Below are 23,832 nucleotides of genomic sequence, written 5' to 3'. Positions count from 1 at the left end.
TTTTTCGGTTTAATAGATTTGTACTCCAGTTAAATCACCTCAGTATCTTCCAAACAACAATTGTCACGTTTTATAAGAACTTAGCATCCATAACTATTTTAGAACGAATTAGTAAGAAGTACAAATGTTTTGTTCATAAAATAGTCAAATTTTTGATATTTGTTTGATATTAATTAATACATTTACGCGTAACTATTTACCTTCAATATGAAGAGCATATTCCAAAAGTTAGAATATGCTCTCCTCATCTTGTGCTTTTAATTTAATAATAACTGTCGTTCCCTTACCTTTTTCACTTTCTATTCTCCACTCACCATCATGTATATGAACAATTTGCCTTACAATTGCAAGACCTAAACCTGTTCCACCGTGTTGACGACTTCTCGCTTTATCTACTCGGTAAAAGCGTTCCCCGAGATTTTCTAAATGCTCTCTATCAATACCTATTCCTGTATCTTTTATGTGCAATTCACAATAATCATCGATTTGCTTTAATGTTATTATGATATCCCCGTTTTGATTTGTATAACGTATCGCATTATCTAACACATTATGAAGTACTTGTTGCATACGATCCTCATCAATCATTACGATAATTTCAGGATTTAAATTCGTTGAAATACGAAGGGTTTTTTCTATAAACTGTAACTCGTACGTATCTAGTACATCTTCAATAAGCTGTGAAAAAACGATAGGTTGTTTCTTTAGGGGAAAGTGTTCACCTTCTAGCTGCGCTAGATCTAATAAATCATGAACGAGGCGCTGCATGCGACCTGCCTCTTTATGAATAAGTTGCGTTACTTTTTCCTGCTGCGGCCCCTTCGCTACACCGTCTAAAATAGCTTCACTATATCCTTTAATATAACTAAGCGGTGTTCTAAGTTCATGCGAAACATTAGCTAAAAATTCCTTACGCTTTACATCTTCTGTTTCTAAAGAATTTGCCATTTTATTAAAAGCTTTTCCCAATCGTCCAATTTCATCTTCTGAAGAAATTGTAATCCGCTCTGAGAAATCTCCAGTAGCCAAATGATTTGCAACTCGTTCCATTTGCGAAAGCGGTCTCGTAATAGCGATAATAATTTTTCTACCAATCCATATTGTAATTAAAATCATTGCAAGTGCTAACGGCGCTAAAATAAGACCCATATCAAATATTAAGTCTTTTATACTTTTTAAAGGAATATAAGAGTATACAATACCAACTAATTTTTTATTATCTAAAACAGGGATGACAACACCCATAATATTACGATCAAAATGTTCTTCATACCCTATCTTTGTCACAGTTTTCCCATCTAATAGCGCCTGTCTATCCCCTTCACTTATAAGAGAATGATGGTGAACATCAAAAGGCAAACATGCGCTTAAATCACGCGGATTGTATACGAAAAGGACATCTGAACTAGATATTTGATCATATGCCCTTACTTTCTCTTCAAAAGTGGATACTCCTTCACGTTTATCATATTGCGTGGCAAGACGTTTCCCTTCCATTACTAATGAATCTTTTAAATTATCAACGTATAACTTTTCATATGAGTATAAAGATACAAAATAAAGAAAGGAAACTGTTACACATACTGCACATACTACTGTAAGCCAAAGCTTTTGTACCATCGTAAACATACGTTACACCTCAAATTTATAACCTACACCCCAAACGGTTTGAATGTAGTTTCCACTTTCTCCTAGCTTTAGACGCATCGTTTTCACATGCGTATCTACCGTTCTTGTACTTCCTGCATAATCATATCCCCACACCTTTTCAAGCAATTGTTCCCGGCTAAATACTTGTCCATTATGTTGGCAAAGAAAATATAGTAAATCGAACTCTTTTACCGTAAGAGGAATCGTCTCACCATTCGTCTCGACCCTCCTACTTTTTTCATTAATAAGAATCGGTCCAAATTGAATCTCTTCTTGCTGTTCTTGCTTTGTATATCGTCTTAAAACAGCTTCCATACGAGCAATTAGTTCCCCAGGACTAAATGGCTTTACAATATAATCATCTGCTCCCATACGTAAGCCGTTCACCCTATTCCACTCTTCACCTTTTGCTGTTAAAAATATAATAGGTACATCCGACGTTTTTCGAATCTCTTTACAAACTGAAAGCCCATCCATCTCAGGCATCATAATGTCTAGTACAACGAAATCGTAATGATCCGTCTCTAATTTTCGAAGTGCCTCTTTTCCATTTTCAGCTTCTCCCCACTCGTATCCGAAGTTATCTAAGTACATTCCGACAAGTTGCCTCATATCACTTTCGTCATCTACGACTAGCACTTTATATTTACTCATTGCCCTTCCCCTTCTCTCTCTATGAGTTGAAACGGTCCTTTACCGACTTTAATTGTTTGTTTTATTTTCATATTCTTCATATCCATTACGCATACTTCATCGCTATCATAACTAGCTACATATCCTTCTGCACCGCTTTTCAAAAATGCAAATGGATTAGATCCTACTTCTGCAAATCCTACCTCTTGATACGTACTTGCATCAAACTTTCTAAGCGTATTTGAACCGTGACTTAGCGCATATACATACTTATCATCCTTTGTTATATTCACAGGCATAAACGGAGCATGTAAAGAACGTATCATCTCTCCGCTCTGTAAAGAATACACTAATACTTTCTCATTCACTTGACTTCCATCACCATGTCCACCAATCCATATTTCTTTCCCATCAGCGCTAACCGTCGCTCCTGTTGATGCTGGCGGAATCATAAAGGACTGTATCACTTCTTTTTTCTTTGTATCAATGGTCGTTAGTTTCGTATCATAAAAGTTGAGTACAGATAACTGGTTATGATGCTCTACCATCGTTATCGGCCCTTTTCCTGTTGAAACACTCCCTGTCTCTTTTCCTTTTATCGTAAAGAACCTTACCTTTTGTTCATTTTGATCGGCAGCAAATAATTGTTTTCCATTATCTGATGCGATAACATTAGCAATTCCTTTTCCAGTCTTATATTTGTCCACTTGTCTTCCTTCTGCTAGTGAATATACATACATATATTCTAATTGCTTACCATAAACGAGTATTTCCTCGCCATTTGGAAGTAGCGTAACCCCCGCAATCGGCTCATTTAATTCCCATGTTGTTAATAGCTTCTTTGTTTTTTTATCAATAAAACTAATACTACCTTCCTTTATATTCGTTGTTATAATAACACTTTTATCTTTAGCAATCGGTGTATACGAACTTCCTTGACACCCTACTAATAGAAATAAAAAACAGAGAAGAAAAACATACTTTCTCAAAAGATTCCCTCCATCTTCGGATGATTTCGTTATAATTGTAAAGTAACAAATAAATGTGTGGAAAATGTGAAATCTTCCTTTATTAATAAACTTACATATATAATGTACAACAAATAGAATTTGAGGTGTGCAAATTATGCTTTTTCCTGATTTAGCGAATAAAATTGTACGTGAAGTACGCAGATTAATTACTGAAAACATTATTATTATTAATATACAAGGCATTATTATCGCAAGTACAGATGCGGAAAGAATCGGTCAATTTCATGAAGGGGCACTCCGCTGTGCGAAACAAAAGAATACTGTCATTATTACAAAAGATGATGAACGACGACTGCAAGGTGTAAAAGCTGGGATGAATCTTCCTTTACTATTCCATGACGAAGTAATCGGCGTGATTGGAATTACAGGAGAACCTGAAAATATTTCACAATACGGAGAAATATTACGTAAGATGACCGAATTATTAATTCATGAAAACTACTTTTTAGAACAACTAGAACTTGAGCACCGTTCTTATGAAGCATTTGTCTTTGATTGGCTTCAAAATACAGACTGGTCTCCAAGTTTTCTCGATCGTGCAAAAACGCTTGGCATTGATTTATATAAGAAGAAACAACTTATTTTATTATCAATCGCCCAAGATAATACGATGCTCCAGCGTAAAATTTGGCAACATCTGCGCAACATTTTAGCAAAAGAAAATTTATTTGTTCGCTGGGGAAATGATCGGTTTATTTTGTTTACAACAATGCACTCCAAAGAGCAAACCTTTCAATTTTTAAAACGTTTAAAACAAGACTGTGAAACTTTATTTTCTATTACTTTATATATCGGGATTGGACAAACAGTTACGCCAAGCAATATGAACTTATCGTACGAACAAGCACTACGCGCCCTTTCAGTATCACTTGAAACGAAAAAAATTGTATTTAATGAAGATTTACGTTTAGAAATGTGCTTACAAGATATTTCTACTGAAACCCGGGAACAGTTTCTAGTGCGTACTATTGAAAACTTAGTATCATCTCCTGAGCTTATGCACACTCTACGTTTATTTATCGATTATAACCAATCTTATAAGCAAACAGCTGAGCAATTACATATACACATTAACACACTGCATTACAGGCTAAAAAAGATTGAAGAACATACAGGACTTGACCCGAAACAATTCAAAGATTTAAATGTTTTATACTTCGCACTCCTCTTATTAGATAATCATACAAAAAATAACGATAAAATAGATTAATCTTTAGATGATTGTATATAGAAAGAATCCCCCTACTTTTTTATCATTATAATGAAAGCACTGTTACAACGTTTTTTATTATTACTAAATACGTTAACAGTTTGAGGGGGATTTCCAATGTTAGAAAAGCAAATTATTGATTCATTCGTATCTATTGTTGGCGAAGATAATGTAGATACATCCAATATGGGGCGTTTAACTTATAGTTATGATGCCACTCCAAACTTCCAAGCGATGCCTGATGCAGTCATTGCTCCTCGTAATACAAATGAAGTAGCAGACGTGTTAAAAGTGTGTAACACTCATAAAATCCCGGTATATGTTCGCGGGTCTGGAACAAATCTTTGCGCTGGTACGTGTCCACTTGAAGGTGGTATCGTCCTTATTTTCCGCCAGATGAACAATATTTTAGAAATTGACGAAGAGAATTTAACAATTACTGTACAAGCTGGTGTTATTACACTTGATATTATTAAAGCAGTAGAAGAAAAAGGTTTATTTTATCCACCAGATCCAAGCTCTATGAAAATTTCTACAATCGGCGGTAACATTAATGAAAACTCCGGCGGATTACGTGGTTTAAAATATGGCGTAACACGTGATTATGTAATGGGGCTTGAAATTGTCTTACCGAACGGCGATATCATTCGCACTGGCGGTAAATTAGCAAAAGATGTAGCTGGTTATGATTTAACTCGTTTATTTATTGGTTCTGAAGGAACACTTGGTGTTGTTACGGAAGCTATATTAAAACTTGTCCCTATGCCTGAAACGAAGAAAACGATGCTTGCGCTATATGAAGATATTAACGAAGCTGCTCGAGCTGTTTCTGCTATTATTGCAAATAAAATTATTCCAGCGACACTTGAGTTTTTAGACCAACCAACAATTGAAGTTGTAGAAGAGTTTGCACAAATCGGTTTACCAACTGACGTTAAAGCAATTTTATTAATTGAACAAGACGGTCCACCTGAGGTTGTCAATCGAGATATCGAAAAAATGGCTAACGTTTGCCGTGCTATGAATGCGGTCGATGTTCGCGTTGCAAAAGATGAAGCCGAAGCAGATGCGCTTCGTACAGCACGCCGTAGTGCACTATCAGCACTTGCAAGACTAAAACCGACAACAATATTAGAGGATGCAACTGTACCACGTTCACAAATCGCTCCAATGGTTGAAGCAATTAATGCAATTGCAAAGAAATATAATATTCCTATTTGTACTTTTGGTCATGCTGGTGATGGTAATTTGCACCCAACTTGTATGACAGATGCCCGTAATGAAGAAGAAATGCACCGTGCTGAACAAGCTTTTGCTGAAATATTTGCAAAAGCGATTGAGCTTGGTGGTACGATTACTGGTGAACATGGTGTTGGTGCGATGAAAGCTCCGTATTTAGAAATGAAATTAGGTAAAGAAGGTATCGCTGCTATGCAAGGGATTAAACAAGCCTTCGATCCAAACAACATTATGAATCCTGGAAAGATGTTCGCGAAAGACTCTCGTAAAAGAGTGGTGGTTGAGCGATGACCACATTAAATAAAGAAAACATTCAAAAGGAATTTAAAGAACGATTAAGTGAAGATGAACTATTAAATTGTATGCGATGCGGTTTTTGTTTACCGACTTGTCCTACTTACATTCAATCTGGATATAAAGAATCACATTCGCCGCGCGGGCGTATCGCATTAATGAAAGCCGTCGCTGATGGTTTAATTGAGCCAGATGAAGATGTTGAAAATACATTAAACGTCTGCCTTGGCTGTCGTGCTTGTGAACCTGTTTGTCCGTCTGGTGTGAATTATGGACATTTATTAGAAGAAGCTCGTGATATTATTAATCAAAATAAAAAATTCTCAATGCCAGTGAAAGCCGTTCGTAAAGTCGTTTTTGAAGGACTATTCCCGCATCAAAATCGAATGAGAACATTAACAGGGCTAATCGGATTTTACCAGCGATCTGGTTTACAAACGCTAACACATAAAACTGGTATTATGAAGTTATTCCCTGAAACACTTGCAACGATAGATCTCGTTTTGCCAAAAGTCCCTAAAATGAAAGCAATGAAAGATCGTCCTGAATTTTTACCTGCTGAGGTGGCAAAGAAAAAACAAGTTGCATTCTTCACAGGTTGTTTAATGGATACGATGTTTTTAGAAACAAATAACGCAACGATGAAACTTCTTCAGTTAGCTGGTTGTGATATCGTTATTCCGAAAACACAAAGTTGCTGCGGGGCATTACATGGGCATGCTGGTGAAAAGAGTGGAGCAAAAGAATTAGCAAAACGAAATATAAAAGCATTCGAAGATTTAAACATCGATTATATTATTACGAATGCAGGTGGTTGCGGAGCTTACCTCGTAGACTATGATTACCTTTTAAAGGATGATCCAGAATGGGCTGAGCGCGCAAAGCAATTTGTTTCTAAAATTAAAGATATTACTGCTATACTAGTAGAACTAGATTTCCATAAACGTACTGACTTACGACTTCCACCGCAAATCATTACGTATCAAGACTCTTGTCATTTACGCAATGTTATGCGAACATCTTCTGAACCTCGTATGTTACTAGAAGCCATCCAAGGTGCAACATATCGCGAAATGAAAGATGCGGACCGTTGCTGTGGTTCTGCTGGTATTTACAATATTGTTCATTCAGAGTTATCAATGGAATTTCTAGATTATAAAATGGACCGTGTGCATGAAACAGACGCGGCGACAATTGTTACTGCAAATCCAGGTTGTCTATTACAAATGAAACTAGGTATTGAACGAGAAGATCTTTCTCATAAAATGAGAGGAATTCACATTGTAGATTTATTATTAGAAGCAATTGAAACCAACTCGTAATAACTCGTAACATACGTAATAATAGGAAAACGGCTATCTCCTTCGTCTATGTAAAGAGATAGCCGCTTTTTTGTCTGCTACAACATTAAAAATATGTTACTTTATTATAAAAAAGAACAACAGAAACATTACAGTTTTGTAAAAATCAATCCAGTATATTCCTCAAAAAAATGTTCAAACCATTGATACAATAGGATTCTTTATTTTCCATTTAGGTAAATCTATCCAAAAACCCTCTCTTAAAACCAAGTATAAAAATGCTAAAAATTCCTTTTATACTCTATGTTTCTCTTATTTCTTCCCTTTTCTTCTCTTAGGATAAATTAGGTAATTTCAAAGTCTATGAATTTTTTTCCATCTTTTTTCTTGTAAATTGTATGCTACGATGGATTTGTCAGTCAGACAGGCTGTCAAAAACAAATCGTGTGAAAACAAATTAAAACTTTATATAGGGGGACACACATCATGAAAAAGCGTGTTTTATTATCTGTAGCTGCTGCAACAGCTCTTACTTTAGGAGTATCATCTTTAGATGCACAAGCTGCAACAGTACAACCATCTAACATAAAGGTTCAAAATATTCAGCATTCAAAAGTAATGATGCAACAAATGAGCCAACAAGAATTACAAGCATTCTTACAATCTATGGGAGTTGAGTCATTAGCACAATGGAATCAAGGTCAATTCCAACAAGATTGCTTCATTCCTGGTCAACAGCCTACTGAAAATGTTGTAACTGAACAACCAACAGCTAAGCCAGAAGCTCAAAAGCCTGCTGAGGAAACTCAAAAACCAGCTGAACAAAAGCCTGCTGAAGAAGTTCAAAAACCAGAAGCTCAAAAACCTGCTGAAAATAACAATACTCAAACTGAAACACAAAAACCTGCTGAGCAAAAGCCTGCTGAAGAAGCAAAATCTTTAAGCGAATTCGAACAACGTGTTGTTGAATTGACAAACGTAGAGCGTACAAAACAAGGCTTACCAGCATTACAAATCGATACTGAATTAAGCAAAGTAGCACGCATTAAGTCTGAAGATATGCAAAAAAACAACTACTTTGATCATAACAGCCCTACATACGGGTCTCCGTTTGACATGATGAAGAAATTTGGTATTTCTTATAAATCTGCAGGTGAAAACATCGCCCAAGGCCAACGTACTCCAGAAGAAGTTGTACAAGCTTGGATGAAAAGTGATGGACACCGTGCAAACATCTTAAATAGTGGCTTCACTCATATCGGTGTTGGCTATGTAGAGAGCGGCAACTACTGGACACAACAATTTATTACGAAGTAAATAGATTAAAAGAGTCTTCTCCTAATGAGAAGACTCTTTTTTTATGTTTCATAGCTTTCTAATATGTATGCGTATAAATTGTAGAACATAAACAAAATAGACCCGCAGCTTATTACACTAATTAACAAATAAAATCCCCACTCCAGGCTCAAAAGCAATGAAAATAATATGCTGCATGCCATTCCTTGAAAGATTCGCCTACTAACTAAACGGATTTTTTGTAATTTGATCGGTTCTTTCTCTCTATCCTTCACCTTTTTAAACACTTTACTAAACATAAAAAGAAACATACTAATTCCAATCGTTAGTCCTGTCTGAAAGGATATAATACTTCCCAAATTAACAAAGAGAATTAGTATATGGACAAACATCATAAATAAAGTAATACTCTTTATAAATCCACTTATAATGAGATGCTCTCCTTCATTAAACTTATATATATTATGTGAAATAACATATACTAATCCATGTAAAATAATAATAAGGACAGGGATAAATAATACGACAACGTGTTTACTCATAAACTCGTTCGCTCCACCATTCTCGTTCCAATGCACTGCCATACGAGTTGGTAAATATGGATAAATACATAGAGTAAGTGAAAGACAAGCGAAAAATATCCCTAGCATATATTTATATTTGATCAAGTAATTCTCACCTCTCTTTTCTCTTAACGGCTTCGCCTCTTTTAGAGAAATCCCTGCAAAAATCTACCTTTTTCAACTTTAAGCTTACACTTTACCCATTTTCTCTTTCAAATTTTTTCATTGTGTCGTTTAAATTTGTAGGGAAAGGTACGTCAACCACGATCTCTTCTTTCGTAATCGGATGCAAAAAATTAATCTTCATCGCATGTAACGCTTGCCCGGACATATATTTTGTTTGCCCACCATATAATACATCCCCAACTAATGGATTTCCATTATAGCTCATATGAACGCGAATTTGATGCGTTCTACCGGTTTCTAACTGTAACGTTACGAGCGTAGCATTTTGTTTTTTAAAATATTTCTCTACTTTATAATACGTTATAGCTTGGTCTCCCTTTGGAGAAACACGGCGCCTTGTAGCATGATGTCGATCTCTTCCGATGGCCGCGTCAATTGTCCCCTGCTTCTTTTTTACTCTTCCTTCAACAAGTGCCGTATACGTTCTTTTAATTTTCCGTTCCATTAATAAACGATCCATAATTGCACCCGCAATTCTATGTTTTGCGAATACAACACCACCTGTCGTATCTTTATCTAACCTATGGATATGACGAACCTTCGTCTCTAAACCTTGCATTTGAAAATGAAAAGCAACAAGATTGGCAAGTGTTCCCGTCCCATTTTTTTCAGAAGGATGTGTATCCATTTGCTCAGGCTTATTTACAATGAGTACGTGATCGTCTTCAAACACTACATTTAATTCACCATATTCCGGCTCTACGCCGTACTCCTCCTCCATAAACATATGAACTTGTAACTTATCTCCTTCTTTTAAAAGTTCATTCCATCTCCTCTGTTCTCCGTTAACCGTAACACCTTTTTCCATACGAAGCTGATGTAATAACTTTTTTGGTACTTCCCATTCTACTTTTAACAACGACTCAATACTTATACCATTCCACGTCGCTGGAACCGTAATTTCACACCATTCGCCCTTTTTCTTTGTTTCCATACTATAATCACCTTATTTCTATTGATTCTCTCATTGTAACGGAAAACATACTTTGATGCACCGTCAAAAATAGAGGACAGTCTTATAATCGACTGTCCCCTCATGCTCTAAGCCTTTTCATCTCCTGCAACACTTCTTCAGCTTTTTGTTCATACAATAAATCTTTAAAGAAACCCGCCAATCGTTTATAGTCGTTGTACGTATCTAATAAGTCGTCTATTTTCTCTCCTTTCATAACTTGCTGTTTTTGCTTCATTTTTACTGGATAACGATACCCCGATACTTCTTGTATTTTGTAATACTCATCCTCTACTTGAATGACCTTTACAATTTCCTCTTCTTCCGCATCCATCGTATAACCGTCGAATTCTCTAAGTAGTTCATAAATGATATGAGTCCATTCATCTTTTGGATAAAACCCTTTTTCTAACCGATAGCCGACAATGCGATACATATGTCCATCGTTTTCAGCAAATTGTACTGTATCATTTAGCTTAAACTTAAAATAACGAAACATTGCCTTCACCTACTTGTATGTATTGTTCTTATCACATACTATTTACAAAATATAGGCCTCGCTATTCATAAAAAAATACTCATCTTATAGATGAGCATTTTTTACGATGATTTTTCTCTTTTCTTTCGAAATGGTAACCACCAGTTCCAATCTCCAAACAATTTCATTAAACTTGGTACAAGCATAAGTCGAATAATTGTTGCATCAAGAAATATCGCTAATGCGACTCCAATACCCATCTGCTTTACTGGCAAAATATCAGTAAAGGCGAACGCACCGGTAACAACAATCATAATTAAAGCAGCGGATGTAATGATGCGGCTTGTCGAGACAAGCCCTTCTAGCGTTGCTTGATCGTTATCTCCAGTTTCCTCATATAACTCATGGATTCGTGAAATAAGAAATACTTCATAATCCATGCTAAGCCCAAATACGAGGCCGAAAATAAAGATTGGTAATACAAATAAAACTGAACTCTCATCTAATCCGAAATGACCACCTTCAAATAACCAAATAACAATTCCAATTGTTGCACTTAAACTAAGTACATTCATAATAATCGCCTTTATTGGAATGAGTATCGAGCGGAATGCGAATAATAAAATAACAAAGGTTGACCCAAATATAACAGACATACCAATTGCAACTTTATCTTTAATTTCATCTTCCAACTCTTGTTGGAACGTTGTCATCCCGCCTAAATAATAAGTAACATCGTTTTCTTTATAATTCTTTTTGAAATCACGAACCCATTGTTTTGCAGTTTCTGTACTTGGCTTCGTATCCAAAAAGACTTCCATTGTTGTTTTATTTCCTTTCGTATACGCTTCAAATACAGGAGCTATTTTCGCCGCTTCTGGTGATTGTAACATTCCCGCAACTTGATCTGCTTTCATTCCATTTAGCCCGTCATATACACTTGTCACCTTATATACTTGCTTGTCATCTTTTAACTTTTGAACGACATCTTCTACCTTTTGTAAGCTTTCTTTTTCTGTTATATCATCCTTCGTCTCTACTACTAAAGTAACATCGGCGTGTGTTTTGACAGTCTTATTAAAGGCTTCTTCATACTTCTCAAATGCAATTCTCGTATCACTCTTTTCAGGTAACGCTTCAACACCAGGAAACTGCAAGTTAGCTGTACGTAGCGGTAATAAACAAATAACAATAAATGTTATAACAACAATAATCATGACGATTGGATGTTTCATTACAAACTGTGCAAATTTACGCCAGACCTTTGATGGCGTAGGCGCCGCCTGATTCTTTTTTAATATCCTTTTACCAATTAAAGATAATAGTGCTGGAAGAAGTGTGAGCGAAAACAAAATACTCATAATAACGACAATCATCCCGCTAATAGCAACAGACTGAATATAATCTATCTTAAAGAAAAATAAGCCTGATAAACCGACGAATACACATAACCCTGAAAATACGATAGCGCGTCCTGCCGTTTGATACGTAATCGCTATCGCTTTTTTCACTGTTCTCTTCGCAACTTCCTCTCGGAAACGATTTACAAATAACAGTGCGAAATCAATTGATAATGCGAGCCCAATCATCGGCGCAACATTTAACACGAAAATAGATAGCTCTTTATCACTACCTATAAAATATAAAATCCCCATCGTACTAATGACACTAAGCGCGCCATTTACAATCGGTAAAATAGACGCAATCAGACTACCAAATGAGAATAATAGTACGAGAAAAGCAATAGGTAATCCAATCATCTCTGCTACTTTTAAATCATTTTGCGTTCTTTCATTAATCTCTTGATTAATTTTCGGATATCCTGTCGGTGTTACTTTTAATACGCTATTACTTTCCTTCTCGATTTTTTCGGCGAATTGTAATGTCTTTTCCATTCGTTCTTTATTTGTTTTCCCGGAAAATAAAATCGTCGCATAACCGATATCATCTTGTAACATCTCTTTATTTTGCATGGGATGATGGAAAGATTCGTATGTTTCCTTCTCTTGAATTTGATTTATTATCCCCTCTATACGCTTTTGGAAATCCTCATGCGAAGTATCCTTTTCCTTCTCAAAAACGAGTAAAAGTGTATCTTGAGACTGCTTAAAATCTTTATCTAAAATTTCTTTCGTCTTTTGATAATCCCCTTCTGTTTGGAAACCATCACCGCCCAATACTCCTGGAAGTTTTGGAGCAAAAATACCGAGCACTATCGCAAGTAGTAGTAATGCTACAATTACTGTATAACGAAATTGATACAAAAAAGTTCCTAACTTCCCCCACTTATCAATTTTATGTACATTTGTCTTCACACATTTTCACCTACTTTATATAATTCACTTATCATTTATACTGTATCACATCTCCCCATAAACAAAAAACGTCTAGAAAAACTATAATACTAGTTTTTCTAGACGTTTTTCTATCTTTCGTTATTAAGTCCCAATCTCTCGGTAAGTAAACGATGACAATAAATTGCTATGATTAACAACACGCCACCTGCGCAATAACCAGCTAAAATATCAGTCGGGTAATGAACATTTAAAATAACTCTACTTAATCCAATCAATATAATTAATATGCCCATCGAAATCGTAATACCACATTTTCCAGCTATACTTTTCAAATTCGCAGCAATGATATAGGCAAGAAAACCGAATGTTATGATAGATAGCATTGCATGTCCACTTGGGAAGCTATACCCAAGTGCGTCAAGTGCCTCATTTAATGATGGGCGGTCTCTTTTTGCAATTTCTTTTATTCCCTTATTAACAAGGTGTGTCGTTAATATAGCCATTGGATACACAATCATAGCAGCATAATAACGTTTTTTCCAAAAAACGAGCAAACTTATAATTAGTGTCGTTATAACTCCAATTGCAGATCCTAACTTTGTAAAATATGTGAAGAATGTAATTGAGCTTTCTGTTTGTAATCCTTTTACCATCTCTCGGACATATGTATCCACTGCTGTAACTCCGCTTGCTTGTACTCTCCAAGCGATAATGCCGAATAAAGCAAGTAATAAAATCATACACATGAACTCATATCGATGTAACTTTTTCTTCAAACGATTTCCTCCTACTTATGAAAAAATGCGATTTCTACTTTAGAAACCGCATTTTCTTACTTATTTACCTTTTGTTTTTAACTCTGTCCAGTAACGATCGTAATCTTTTAACTTATCGTCTACATCAACAAGCCATTCTGTACGATCTAATTCTTCTTTCGTTAAGAAAATCATGTGGTTTTCACGATATTCTTTACTATGAAGAGGACGAGCTTTTTCATTTGGATTACTGTAACCAATTGACTCATAGTTTTTCACACTTACTTTTTCATCTAATAAGTAATTCATAAACTTCTCTGCAAGTTCTTTATGTTTCGCACCTTTTGGAATTGCTAATGTGTCAGCCCAAATTGTGCCGCCTTCTTTTGGTACAACGTATCCTACATCTTTATTGTCTTTCGCGATGAATGCTGCGTCTCCAGACCAAACTGTCCCGATCCAAGCATCTTCTGTAATGAATTTTTGTTTAATGTTATCTGTATCGAATGCTAATAAGTTTGGAAGTAGCTTCTGTAAATCATTTGACGCTGTCTTTAACTGTGCATCCTCTTTCGTGCTATTAGAGAAACCGTTTTTCTTAAGTCCCATTCCTAATACTTCACGAGAATCGTTTAATAAAGTAACATGTCCTTTATATTTCTCGTTCCATAAATCATTCCAGCTTGTAGGTGTTTCTTTCACATACTTTTTATTATATGCAATGCCTGTTACACCCCAAGTATATACTAGAGAATACTTATTCTCTGGATCAAACGCAGGTGTTTTGAAGTTAGAAACAAGATTCTCGATATTCGGGATGTTCTTCTTATCTAAAGGCTCTAACAAGTCCATCTTCGCCATCGTTTTCACCATGTAATCAGATGGCTGAATTAAATCATATGTTGCGCCACCAGCTTGTAATTTCGCAAGCATTTCTTCATTACTTGCATATTTATCATAGTTAATTTTCACGTTATATTTCTTTTCAAAATCTTTTAAAACTTGCTCATCAAAATTGTCAGCCCAGCTATAAATGTTTAATTCTTCTTTTTTCTCACCACAACCAGCAAGTACACCTGCAGCAAGACTGAAGCTAATTGCTATACCAGCTAATCTCTTCACTAATTTCATCGGTTTATTACCTCCTCGTTCTTTCTATATCATTCGTATTATAAAGGAAGGTGTCCTCCAGAGTTCTCTTCACCGTCTGCACCTTTATTACGGAAAATTTCCGATAGCACCATTAATCCTACAATTACAACAATTAATATTGTAGAAAGAGCATTAATTTCAGGTGATACTCCGCGCTTAACCATACTATAAATGTATAATGGCAATGTTGTTGATCCTGGTCCTGATACGAAGAAACTAATTACAAAATCATCAATCGATAATGTGAATGTTAATAATGCGGCTGAAATAACTCCTGGTGCAATTGCTGGAAACGTTACATAACGAAACGTTTGCCACGGCGTTGCTCCTAAATCGTTTGCAGCCTCTTCTAAATCACGTCCCATACCAGAAAGACGTGCCGCTAAAATAACAACAACAAATGAAATACTGAATGTAATGTGTGCAATAATAATTGTTGTTTTTCCAAGTTCCATACCTAATTGACTAAATAGGATAAGTAAAGATAATCCCATTAAAATATCAGGAATTAAAATTGGTAAATATACAAGACCGTTAATGGCCCCTTCAAAACGATATTTGTAACGGTGTAATGCAATAGCAAAAATCACACCAAGAACTGTCGTCACAATTGTCGTTATAAGAGCAATCGTAATACTATTTACAAACGCATCAATAACATCTTGTTTTTGAAATAAATCTGTATACCAATGGAGTGTAAAGCCCTCCCATTCCGCATTAATGCGAGAATCGTTGAAGGAATATACCATTAAAACCATCATTGGAAAATACAAAAACAATAAGATTAACCAAGAATAAGAAACTAAAAACTTCTTCATTTTTGCCTATTCCCCTCCGTTTCCATCATATTTATATACTTTCGTTGCACGATAATATAAGTAAATTAACAGAACAGAGAATAGAACAACAATCATAGATAACGCGGAACCAAACGGCCAGTCACGTGAACCTAAGAATTGGTTTTGAATTACGTTTCCGATTAATGCTACTTTCGATCCACCCATAACGTCTGATACAACAAACATTCCGATAGAGGAAACGAATACTAAAATAGAACCAGTAGTAATCCCTGACATCGTCATCGGTACTGTTACATTCCAAAATGCCTTTACTGGTGTTGCTCCTAAATCATAAGCTGCCTCTAGCTTACGCTTATCAAGCTGCTCAATTGCTGCATACACTGGTAAAATCATAAATGGTAATAAAGAATATACCATTCCGAGTATTACAGAAGGTGTATTGTATAACAGATTTAAAGGTTCACTAATAATACCTAGTTTCAATAGCAATGTGTTTACAAGACCTTGTGAACGTAAAATAACAATCCATGCGTATGAACGAACAAGGAAGTTAATCCAGAACGGGATCGTTGCCAATAATAAAAGGATAGAACGATATTTACGATCAACAATTGTAATTGTATAGGCAAATGGATAACCGATTAATAAACATAGTACTGTCGTAATAACCGCAATTTTCACTGTTTCCCATAACGTCCCCATATATAATGGATCAAACACACGCGCTATGTTATCTAATGTAAATTTCATTTCTACTGTCCCGTATGCTCCGCGCTGCATGAAGGCAAATGCTAATACGAACAGAAGTGGAATTAGGAAGAAGAGTAACAGCCATACGACTGTAGGTAATGCGAGTAATTTCCCTTTCTTCAATTTAAGGTCACCTCGTCCTCTTGCTCCCAGCCTACATATACATTATCTCCAATGCTCCACTGCGTTGCTTCTTCAGCAGTTTGATATGCCATTAGTAATTCCGATGTTTTCTCCTCACGTACATATAGCTTTTCCATATTTCCAACAAATTCAATATCTTCAATATGCCCAAGGTGGTATTCTTTTAAAATTGGCTCTTCAACCGAGCGAACTTTTACATTTTCAGGGCGAACTGCTACGTAGTTTTCCCCATTTTTCACGATATTATTTTCACCGATGAACGTTGCAACAAACAATGTTTTCGGTTGATTGTAAATTTCTTTAGGCGTGCCGACTTGTTCGATATGCCCTTTATTCATAACGACAATACGATCACTCATACTCATTGCTTCTTCTTGATCGTGCGTTACATATATGAACGTAATTCCTAAATTACGTTGTAAGTTTTTCAATTCACGTTGCAAATCTTTTCTTAACTTAAAGTCAAGCGCTCCCAGTGGCTCATCTAATAGTAATACACGTGGGTTGTTTACAATTGCTCTTGCAATTGCTACACGCTGTTGCTGTCCACCAGAAAGCTTCGACGGTTTACGATTACGGAACTCAAGTAACTGCGTTAAACGCATTGCCTCTTCCGCACGTTCTTTCTGTTCTGTTGCTGATACTTTTTGCATTTTCATACCGAAACAAATATTTTTTTCAACATTCATATGTGGGAATAGTGCGTAATGTTGAAACACTAAATTCATATGACGCTTGTATGGCGGCAAATCGTTAATCTTTTCATCATCTAATAAAAGATTCCCTTTAGTTGGCGTTTCAAATCCTGCGATCATACGAAGTAAAGTCGTTTTCCCGCAACCACTCGGTCCTAAAATTGTTAAAAATTCTCCTTCTTTAATATCTAAAGAAAGAGGGGGGATAATCACTTGATTTCCAAAATGTTTTTCTACTGCTTCAACTTTAATAATCTTTTTCATTTTCCCGTCCTATCTACCTTAAATTTTAATTTTTATATTCATGAATAAATATTTATGTTCTATAGACTATTTTTTGTTTCGATCCAAACAAAAATGGTTGTTTAGCAGCGTTCTCTTCTATTCTTTATGTAGTATGTTTGATTCATTTTCGCATGATACATATGTCGAACAGAAAAACCCCTTCAGTTGCGAAGGGGTTTTTATCATACGGCTACGCCTACTGATAAACACCATCATCATTTTAACAACTTTCGTATGAATTTTAAAGCACTTTTTGTAGAAGAGTAACGAATTTTCATGTCAAATGCTGTAGATTGGGACAAAATGCTTTTATAATGTGAAAAAGTCCGAAAACTTTGTTCACCGTGATAGCTGCCTAACCCACTACTTCCAACGCCCCCAAAAGGTAAATATGGCGTTGCAAGATGATATACGACATCATTTATACATCCTCCGCCATATGAAATATTACTCGTCACTTTCTCTTGCACTTTTCTATCTTCAGAAAATACATATAGTGCTAACGGCTTTGGATGGTGCTGAATCGTTTCAATTACCTCTTCTATTTTGTCGTATTCTATAATTGGTAAAATAGGTCCAAAAATTTCATCTTCCATAACAGCACTTTGCCATGTAACATTCGTTAACACTGTAGGCTCTATGTGTAATGTTTCTTTCGTATAATTCCCGCCAATCACAGGTTTACCGTCTTGCAAAAATGTACATAGACGTTCAAAATGACGCTCACTCACAATTCGCACATAATTGTCATTTTGCAAAGCATCTTTTCCATATTGCTCTGCGATTTCATGTCGTAATGCCTCGATTAACTGCTCTTTCACTGAAGAATGAACGTACATATAATCAGGCGCTACACACGTCTGCCCAGCATTCAAAAACTTGCCCCAAACGATACGTCTTGCGGTTACATCTAGCTTTGCATCTTTATGTACAATACATGGGCTTTTCCCGCCAAGCTCTAACGTAAGAGGCGTTAATTTTTTCGCCGCTGCTTCCATCACAACTTTTCCAACACCAACACTACCTGTAAAGAAAATATAGTCAAACGGTTCCTTTAAAAGTGCAGTGCTTTCCTCAACACCGCCTTCTACTACCGATACAAGCTCTTCTGGGAATAATTCTTCTAGCATTCTCGTAAGCACTTTTGAAACGTTTGGCGTTAACTCTGACGGCTTTAAAACGACTGTATTTCCGGCTGCCAATGCTCCTACGAGTGGGGCAATTGCTAATTGAAACGGATAGTTCCACGGTGCGATAATAAGCGTCACACCATACGGTTCTGGCACTACTTTCCCCTTCGATCCAAAATGAGTAAGAGCTGTGCGAACACGCTTTGGTTTACTCCAAGATGAAATATGCTTCATTTGAAAAGAAATCTCTTTTAGTACATATCCAATTTCTGTTGTAAATGATTCGTGAACTGATTTATTCAAATCTAATTTCAACGCTTGAAAAATCTCATCCTCAAAACGCTGAATTCCATCATAAAGCTTCTTCAAATTATTCTTTCTCGTCTCTACACTTCTCGTATGTCCTTTATAAAAATATTCCTTTTGTTTATTTACAATAGAGGAAATACTCATGCACTCACCTTCTCCCACTATTTTTATCCAATTTTTTCATTATTTATATAGACTTCATATGTAACAAATTTCTATTCTTAAAGTTACATTATATATAACTTTTCCCTTTATATAAAATTCATTGCTCACAAAAAAACTACCGAAAGAAAATCTCCCGGTAGTTTTACTGTATTAACGATATAAACGAACAGCACCTGCAGAGTTATCATCAGCTTGTCCTACTACTTCAAACTTCAGACCAAGCTTCGGTAAAATACGTCCTGCATCTGGAATTTGCTCATTAATATACTTTTTAGAGTCATCAAACTTCGGTACTCCTGGTAATCCATCGTATACGAATGTTCCGCGCGTTGGAGATACCACTTTCCAAGCTGGCGTTTTGTCGAATGAGAACGCCGAATCAGCAATTTGGAATCGCGTACTGCTTTTAAATGTTGGTTTGCCATTTAAAGTTCCTGCAATTGCTTCTGGATGAGAGTCAACTACACCAAGGAAACCATGTCCTGGATGTATACCAACCCAGTTATCTGTGTAAGCTGAATCCGCATACCATACAACCATACCAGTGTTATATACTGGACCGCGAGCAAATTTCAATGCGTTATCTGAACCCGCATAGTTTCTCCACTCTACATAGTAGTTATGCTTTTTCTTATCCATTCCGTTAGATGCAACGAAACCGTCCAATTTGAATTGTGGTGTACCTTCTGCATCATCAGAGAATGCAACATTTCCATCTACAGTTAGTGACGCATTATCAAGTGTAAATCCATTTAACGCCAATCCACCGTCTGTAATATATTCAAATACTAGTTTCACTTTCTTACCTTTGAATTGACTTAAATCATATGATTTATCAACCCATTTTCCATTTGTCGTAGCTGCATTTCCACTATTTGCTTTCTCACCAATTCTTTCAATCAACGTTTTTTGTCCATCTTCTGTTACAGCGTGTACTTCAAGGAAATCGTACTCTGCTTCGATTTCATACAATGACTTATAATCGAATTTTGCAGTCGTTGCTTTCGTTAAATCGAATAGTGGCGTTTCCATCGTTGTATGAAGGTCATCACCTTTTGTGCTGTAGTAATACTGTTTACCAAATGCAGGCTGAATTCCTTTTACATCTTTATCTGGTAAGTTAACACGAATCAGACCTGGACGATCTGACTTCGTAACACTTTGGTCTAAGTATGTTGCAAGACCGATACCTTTATTTAATTTCTCGTAATCTACTTCTACGATGTTCGCCCAGTTACCACCGATTGTTTTTTGGAAAAACTCTTTATTTTGTGGTGATAAACTCGTTGGCGTTGTTCCTGCGATTTTACCAGCCCAGCTTCCGCCACTCATAATAGACCAAGCTTCAACCGGTTCACCCTGACCGCTATACTGTGTATCATACTCATCTGGAAGACCTAAATCATGGCCATATTCATGTGCGAATACACCAACCGCGCCATCTTCTGGTTCAATTGTGTAGTCGAATGCTGCCATATTTCCGCCCCAATATGGAACTTTCGCTTTTGTACCTTCAATTGCGAATGGTTTTGGTCCAACTGTCCAGCGATGTGACCAAATTGCATCATCACCTAATTTACCACCGCCAGCTTCTTGTCCAACACCCGCATGAATAATCATTAAGTGATCGATTAAACCGTCCGGTTGATTTTGATTCCCATCACCATTTACATCATATTGATCGAACTGATCAAACTGTGATAAATCAAGTCCGCTATCTACAGCCGCTTTTAATGCATCTTTTACTAGATCACGTGGTCCTTTTGGTCCTTTATTATCATGACCTGTACCAGCATCTGCACCGTAATCAGCAGCTTTACCTGGAACTGTTAACCATTTTGTGACTGTTCCGTCCACTGTGTAACTACCACCTGATTGCTCTTCGTAATATTGTTTAAACGTTTCGATTTTGCTCCCATCCTCTAACGCGAATGGCTCATTACCGAATAACATTTTTTCATAATGTTCTTTGTTAAAATCGTTAGAATACATGTAGCCAGGCTCTTTATCAATATTGTTATGCTTGAAATCAGCGTACTCTACAAGTAAAACAAGTACTTTATCTTTACGAACTTCACCGTTATACTCTTTTTGCTTAGCAGGTGAAGTTGGTACTTTCCCATTTAAGCCTCCTCTAACTGGACCTGTTCCTGCTGTAGTCCCGTTTGCTGGCTGCTCTGATTTTTCTTTCGTATCTGCCTTTGCATCTTTCACTTTCTTTAAAAAGTCAGATGCATCTTTCGTAAGTTGGTCCCCACTTGCCGCTTCTTTCCCAGGATTTTCACCCTTCTTTTTCTCTACATACTTTTCGACAGCTTTCTTTGTTTCTGCCTCTGAAGCTGACGAATCAATTACCCCACGATTTTTTAGCGCATTTGCTAATCTCTCTTCTGGGATTAAGTGATCATCAACTGGGCTTGTAGCTGTCTTGTTCTCCGGCGTTTCAGCATATACAGACTGGCTTCCAGCACCAAACGACAAGCCTAGAACAGCTGTCAAAGCAATTGATGATAACACTTTAAATGGTTTCTTTTTCATCCCTTATTGCCTCCCCTAATATAAAATATGTATTACATACTCTATATTATTAAAAATTCAATATATTTTCAATATTTAGTTATATTATGTAATTTTTTTAATATATTTGTAAAAATTTCATAGTTAGTATACGAATATATCACAATTCAACAATGTTTTCAGAAAATATTGAAAATTTTTGGCAGAAACCTTATAATTTCCATAGAGAGAATTTAATGGGGATTTTATCTTTGTTTCATCTACACAATATTCGATAATTTGATACATAAAATATAGAATTCGATTAATTATCGTCTACTATGTAGCAGCAATTATGACCAATAATTAGGGAGGAATTACATTTGTACAAAGATAAGGCTGACTCACTAGATCAAGAATGGATTGATTTAATACTTGAAGCTCTAGATGCTGGCATTGCCCTGCAAGATATTGAACACTTTTTCCAACGTATGAAGCATACGAGCCAGGCTCAATAGCCTCGTTCTTTTTAACGAAGTTTATGTTATAATAATCACATCATAAGACGACTACATATTGATAGAAAGGTGCGCAAATATGATAGGAGAACGTATAAAACGCCTTCGTTTACAAAAGGGCATTTCACTAACAGAACTCGCCGAAAAAGCTGGTGTAGCTAAATCTTACATTAGTTCTATAGAACGAAATTTACAAAAAAACCCTTCCATTCAGTTTCTCGAAAAAATTTCAGCTGTTCTACAAATTCCAGTTGATACGTTACTTCACGATGAAACAACAACAGAAAGTCATCTAGACTCCGAATGGACACAACTCGTTAAAGATGCGATGAGCTCCGGTGTCTCAAAAGAACAGTTTCGTGAATTTCTTGAATTTACACAATGGAAGAAAAATCAACAATAATACATATGAAAGAGTGCTTAAAACGGGCACTTCTTTTTTTCTTTATAAAAAAAAGCGGGGGAATCCCCGCTTTTTGCTTTATTATTTTTCTTCGCCATCTGTTTGGTTAGCATTGAATGTCCATTCTAAGTTCAATGAATCGCCTTGGAATTTGTTTTGATCTTTACCATCATCTTCGAATACAAATTGTACCCATAGATAGTCTTCTGAATTTGGTGCTAGACCACCGTTCTCTGCCCACTCTGGAGCAAAGATGTCTTTAGCTAAAACATCTGGATCCACATTTTGTAAATCTGCTAAAGTTGTTTCATATACAGGCTCACTTTGTTTATCCCAGTTCCAAAGGAATTTCACTTTAATGTGCTTACCAAAATCTTCACCAGCATTATCACCTTTTGCATCTTTAACAGTATACTTTGTCGCTAATTTAACGTCTTTAATCGTTAACGTACCGTCGTTCTTTAATAAGAACTCTTTCTTAACAGAATCCCCTGGTTTTAAATCTTTAATATCTACAAGCGTTTTAGGGTTTAATGTAAGATCTAACGTCCCAGCTGCAAATGTATTGTTCGATACTTCTTTATCACTAAAGAATGCAAATGTTCCTCCACCAATTAAAGATAACCCCAATGCTGCTGATGCAACTCCCATACCTAATTTCTTTTTCAGACTCACAATCAATTCCCCCTAGCTGTTTTTTGTATTTTTATCTCTTATTTCAAAATAAGAGGTGTAACTAAAACTATATTAGCTTAGCTAATATTTGTTCTTTTCTAAAAACCTTAAGTTCATTATAACGAACAAACCTATATAAATACAATATATATTTCATTTTTTTTATTTATCAATAACTTTTTGAATTTTCTGATTTTTCATAAATATAATTTGATAACTTAACCCTTATTCATATTTAATCCTATAAGAAAAAGAAAATAAGACAAAGAGGTGAGGACTGACGTTTCCTCACACTCATATAAGCATTATCTTTTTATAAGCTATTTACAGCTAATGCATTCGTATTCTCCTTGCACCACATTGCTATTTTCCAGCTGTTTCACTGGATCAGTTGAAGTGCCTTTTCATGCTCCACTTGATCAGGC

The 23,832-nt window shown here is 36.0% G+C and carries 21 protein-coding genes; 6 read left to right on the top strand and 15 right to left on the bottom strand.

The window, feature by feature from the left end:
* Positions 1–228: 228 nt before the first annotated feature.
* The 3 genes from MHI07_RS06365 to MHI07_RS06355 are packed head-to-tail and all read right to left on the bottom strand — an operon-like array spanning position 229 to position 3,272.
* Complete coding sequence (locus tag MHI07_RS06365) at positions 229–1,629, bottom strand: sensor histidine kinase (protein WP_002158759.1); 1,401 nt, start codon at positions 1,627–1,629, stop codon at positions 229–231.
* Positions 1,630–1,632: 3 nt separating this feature from the next.
* On the bottom strand, positions 1,633–2,304 hold the full coding sequence (locus tag MHI07_RS06360) for a response regulator transcription factor (RefSeq protein WP_002158760.1): 672 nt from the start codon (positions 2,302–2,304) through the stop codon (positions 1,633–1,635).
* Positions 2,301–3,272 (bottom strand): hypothetical protein, encoded by a 972-nt coding sequence (locus MHI07_RS06355; protein ID WP_016104235.1) that lies wholly within the window; start codon positions 3,270–3,272, stop codon positions 2,301–2,303. Before MHI07_RS06355 ends, MHI07_RS06360 begins: the two co-directional genes overlap by 4 nt.
* 136 nt (positions 3,273–3,408) lie before the next feature.
* On the opposite strand from MHI07_RS06355, the gene MHI07_RS06350 reads away from it, so the two are divergent.
* The 4 genes from MHI07_RS06350 (at position 3,409) to MHI07_RS06335 (ending at position 8,675) form a co-directional block, all read left to right on the top strand.
* Complete coding sequence (locus MHI07_RS06350) at positions 3,409–4,524, top strand: CdaR family transcriptional regulator (RefSeq protein WP_340822613.1); 1,116 nt, start codon at positions 3,409–3,411, stop codon at positions 4,522–4,524.
* Between the two features lie 117 nt (positions 4,525–4,641).
* Complete coding sequence (glcD, locus tag MHI07_RS06345) at positions 4,642–6,054, top strand: glycolate oxidase subunit GlcD (protein ID WP_340822611.1); 1,413 nt, start codon at positions 4,642–4,644, stop codon at positions 6,052–6,054.
* Entirely contained in the window at positions 6,051–7,379 is a 1,329-nt protein-coding gene (locus tag MHI07_RS06340) for a (Fe-S)-binding protein (protein WP_215581003.1), read from the top strand. The genes glcD and MHI07_RS06340 overlap by 4 nt, the downstream gene beginning before the upstream one ends.
* Before the next feature lie 465 nt (positions 7,380–7,844).
* Complete coding sequence (locus tag MHI07_RS06335) at positions 7,845–8,675, top strand: CAP domain-containing protein (RefSeq protein WP_340822609.1); 831 nt, start codon at positions 7,845–7,847, stop codon at positions 8,673–8,675.
* A 41-nt stretch (positions 8,676–8,716) separates the two neighbouring features.
* Here MHI07_RS06335 and MHI07_RS06330 read toward each other — a convergent pair whose 3' ends face one another.
* The 11 genes from MHI07_RS06330 to inhA1 form a co-directional block, all read right to left on the bottom strand.
* Positions 8,717–9,322, bottom strand: a complete 606-nt coding sequence (locus MHI07_RS06330; RefSeq protein ID WP_215581000.1) for a DUF1648 domain-containing protein — start codon at positions 9,320–9,322, stop codon at positions 8,717–8,719.
* A gap of 91 nt (positions 9,323–9,413) precedes the next feature.
* The gene (locus tag MHI07_RS06325) at positions 9,414–10,337 is read right to left on the bottom strand and encodes an RluA family pseudouridine synthase (protein WP_002158767.1); all 924 of its coding nucleotides are present in this window, start codon (positions 10,335–10,337) and stop codon (positions 9,414–9,416) included.
* A gap of 100 nt (positions 10,338–10,437) precedes the next feature.
* Complete coding sequence (locus tag MHI07_RS06320; protein ID WP_340822606.1) at positions 10,438–10,854, bottom strand: histidinol dehydrogenase; 417 nt, start codon at positions 10,852–10,854, stop codon at positions 10,438–10,440.
* Between the two features lie 101 nt (positions 10,855–10,955).
* The gene (locus MHI07_RS06315) at positions 10,956–13,148 is read right to left on the bottom strand and encodes an MMPL family transporter (protein WP_340822604.1); all 2,193 of its coding nucleotides are present in this window, start codon (positions 13,146–13,148) and stop codon (positions 10,956–10,958) included.
* Between the two features lie 110 nt (positions 13,149–13,258).
* Positions 13,259–13,906 (bottom strand): phosphatase PAP2 family protein, encoded by a 648-nt coding sequence (locus MHI07_RS06310; protein ID WP_340822601.1) that lies wholly within the window; start codon positions 13,904–13,906, stop codon positions 13,259–13,261.
* 60 nt (positions 13,907–13,966) lie between these two features.
* Positions 13,967–15,016, bottom strand: coding sequence for a spermidine/putrescine ABC transporter substrate-binding protein PotD (gene potD, locus MHI07_RS06305; protein ID WP_340822597.1), 1,050 nt, complete (start codon positions 15,014–15,016; stop codon positions 13,967–13,969).
* A 38-nt stretch (positions 15,017–15,054) separates the two neighbouring features.
* Positions 15,055–15,855 carry a spermidine/putrescine ABC transporter permease PotC gene (potC, locus tag MHI07_RS06300; protein ID WP_002149696.1) on the bottom strand — a complete coding sequence of 267 codons (801 nt, stop codon included), beginning with the start codon at positions 15,853–15,855 and terminating at the stop codon, positions 15,055–15,057.
* A gap of 6 nt (positions 15,856–15,861) precedes the next feature.
* On the bottom strand, positions 15,862–16,710 hold the full coding sequence (gene potB, locus MHI07_RS06295) for a spermidine/putrescine ABC transporter permease PotB (protein WP_002126118.1): 849 nt from the start codon (positions 16,708–16,710) through the stop codon (positions 15,862–15,864).
* The gene (gene potA, locus MHI07_RS06290; protein ID WP_002011479.1) at positions 16,707–17,690 is read right to left on the bottom strand and encodes a spermidine/putrescine ABC transporter ATP-binding protein PotA; all 984 of its coding nucleotides are present in this window, start codon (positions 17,688–17,690) and stop codon (positions 16,707–16,709) included. The genes potB and potA overlap by 4 nt, the downstream gene beginning before the upstream one ends.
* 236 nt (positions 17,691–17,926) lie before the next feature.
* On the bottom strand, positions 17,927–19,294 hold the full coding sequence (locus tag MHI07_RS06285) for an aldehyde dehydrogenase (RefSeq protein ID WP_016104227.1): 1,368 nt from the start codon (positions 19,292–19,294) through the stop codon (positions 17,927–17,929).
* Between the two features lie 171 nt (positions 19,295–19,465).
* On the bottom strand, positions 19,466–21,853 hold the full coding sequence (inhA1, locus tag MHI07_RS06280; protein ID WP_340822590.1) for a M6 family metalloprotease immune inhibitor InhA1: 2,388 nt from the start codon (positions 21,851–21,853) through the stop codon (positions 19,466–19,468).
* 341 nt (positions 21,854–22,194) lie between these two features.
* Between inhA1 and MHI07_RS06275 the strand changes: the two genes are divergently transcribed.
* Complete coding sequence (locus MHI07_RS06275; RefSeq protein ID WP_002011474.1) at positions 22,195–22,329, top strand: anti-repressor SinI family protein; 135 nt, start codon at positions 22,195–22,197, stop codon at positions 22,327–22,329.
* 79 nt (positions 22,330–22,408) lie between these two features.
* The gene (locus tag MHI07_RS06270; RefSeq protein WP_002064339.1) at positions 22,409–22,732 is read left to right on the top strand and encodes a helix-turn-helix domain-containing protein; all 324 of its coding nucleotides are present in this window, start codon (positions 22,409–22,411) and stop codon (positions 22,730–22,732) included.
* A gap of 81 nt (positions 22,733–22,813) precedes the next feature.
* On the opposite strand, the gene calY is transcribed toward MHI07_RS06270, so the two are convergent.
* Complete coding sequence (gene calY / locus MHI07_RS06265; protein ID WP_340822588.1) at positions 22,814–23,407, bottom strand: biofilm matrix protein CalY; 594 nt, start codon at positions 23,405–23,407, stop codon at positions 22,814–22,816.
* Between the last annotated feature and the right edge of the window lie 425 nt (positions 23,408–23,832).

Source organism: Bacillus sp. FSL H8-0545 (genome assembly GCF_038006105.1).
GTDB lineage: Bacteria > Bacillota > Bacilli > Bacillales > Bacillaceae_G > Bacillus_A > Bacillus_A cereus_U.
The sequence above is the reverse complement of the archived record's forward strand: the minus strand, read 5'-3'. Positions and strand labels throughout refer to the sequence as shown.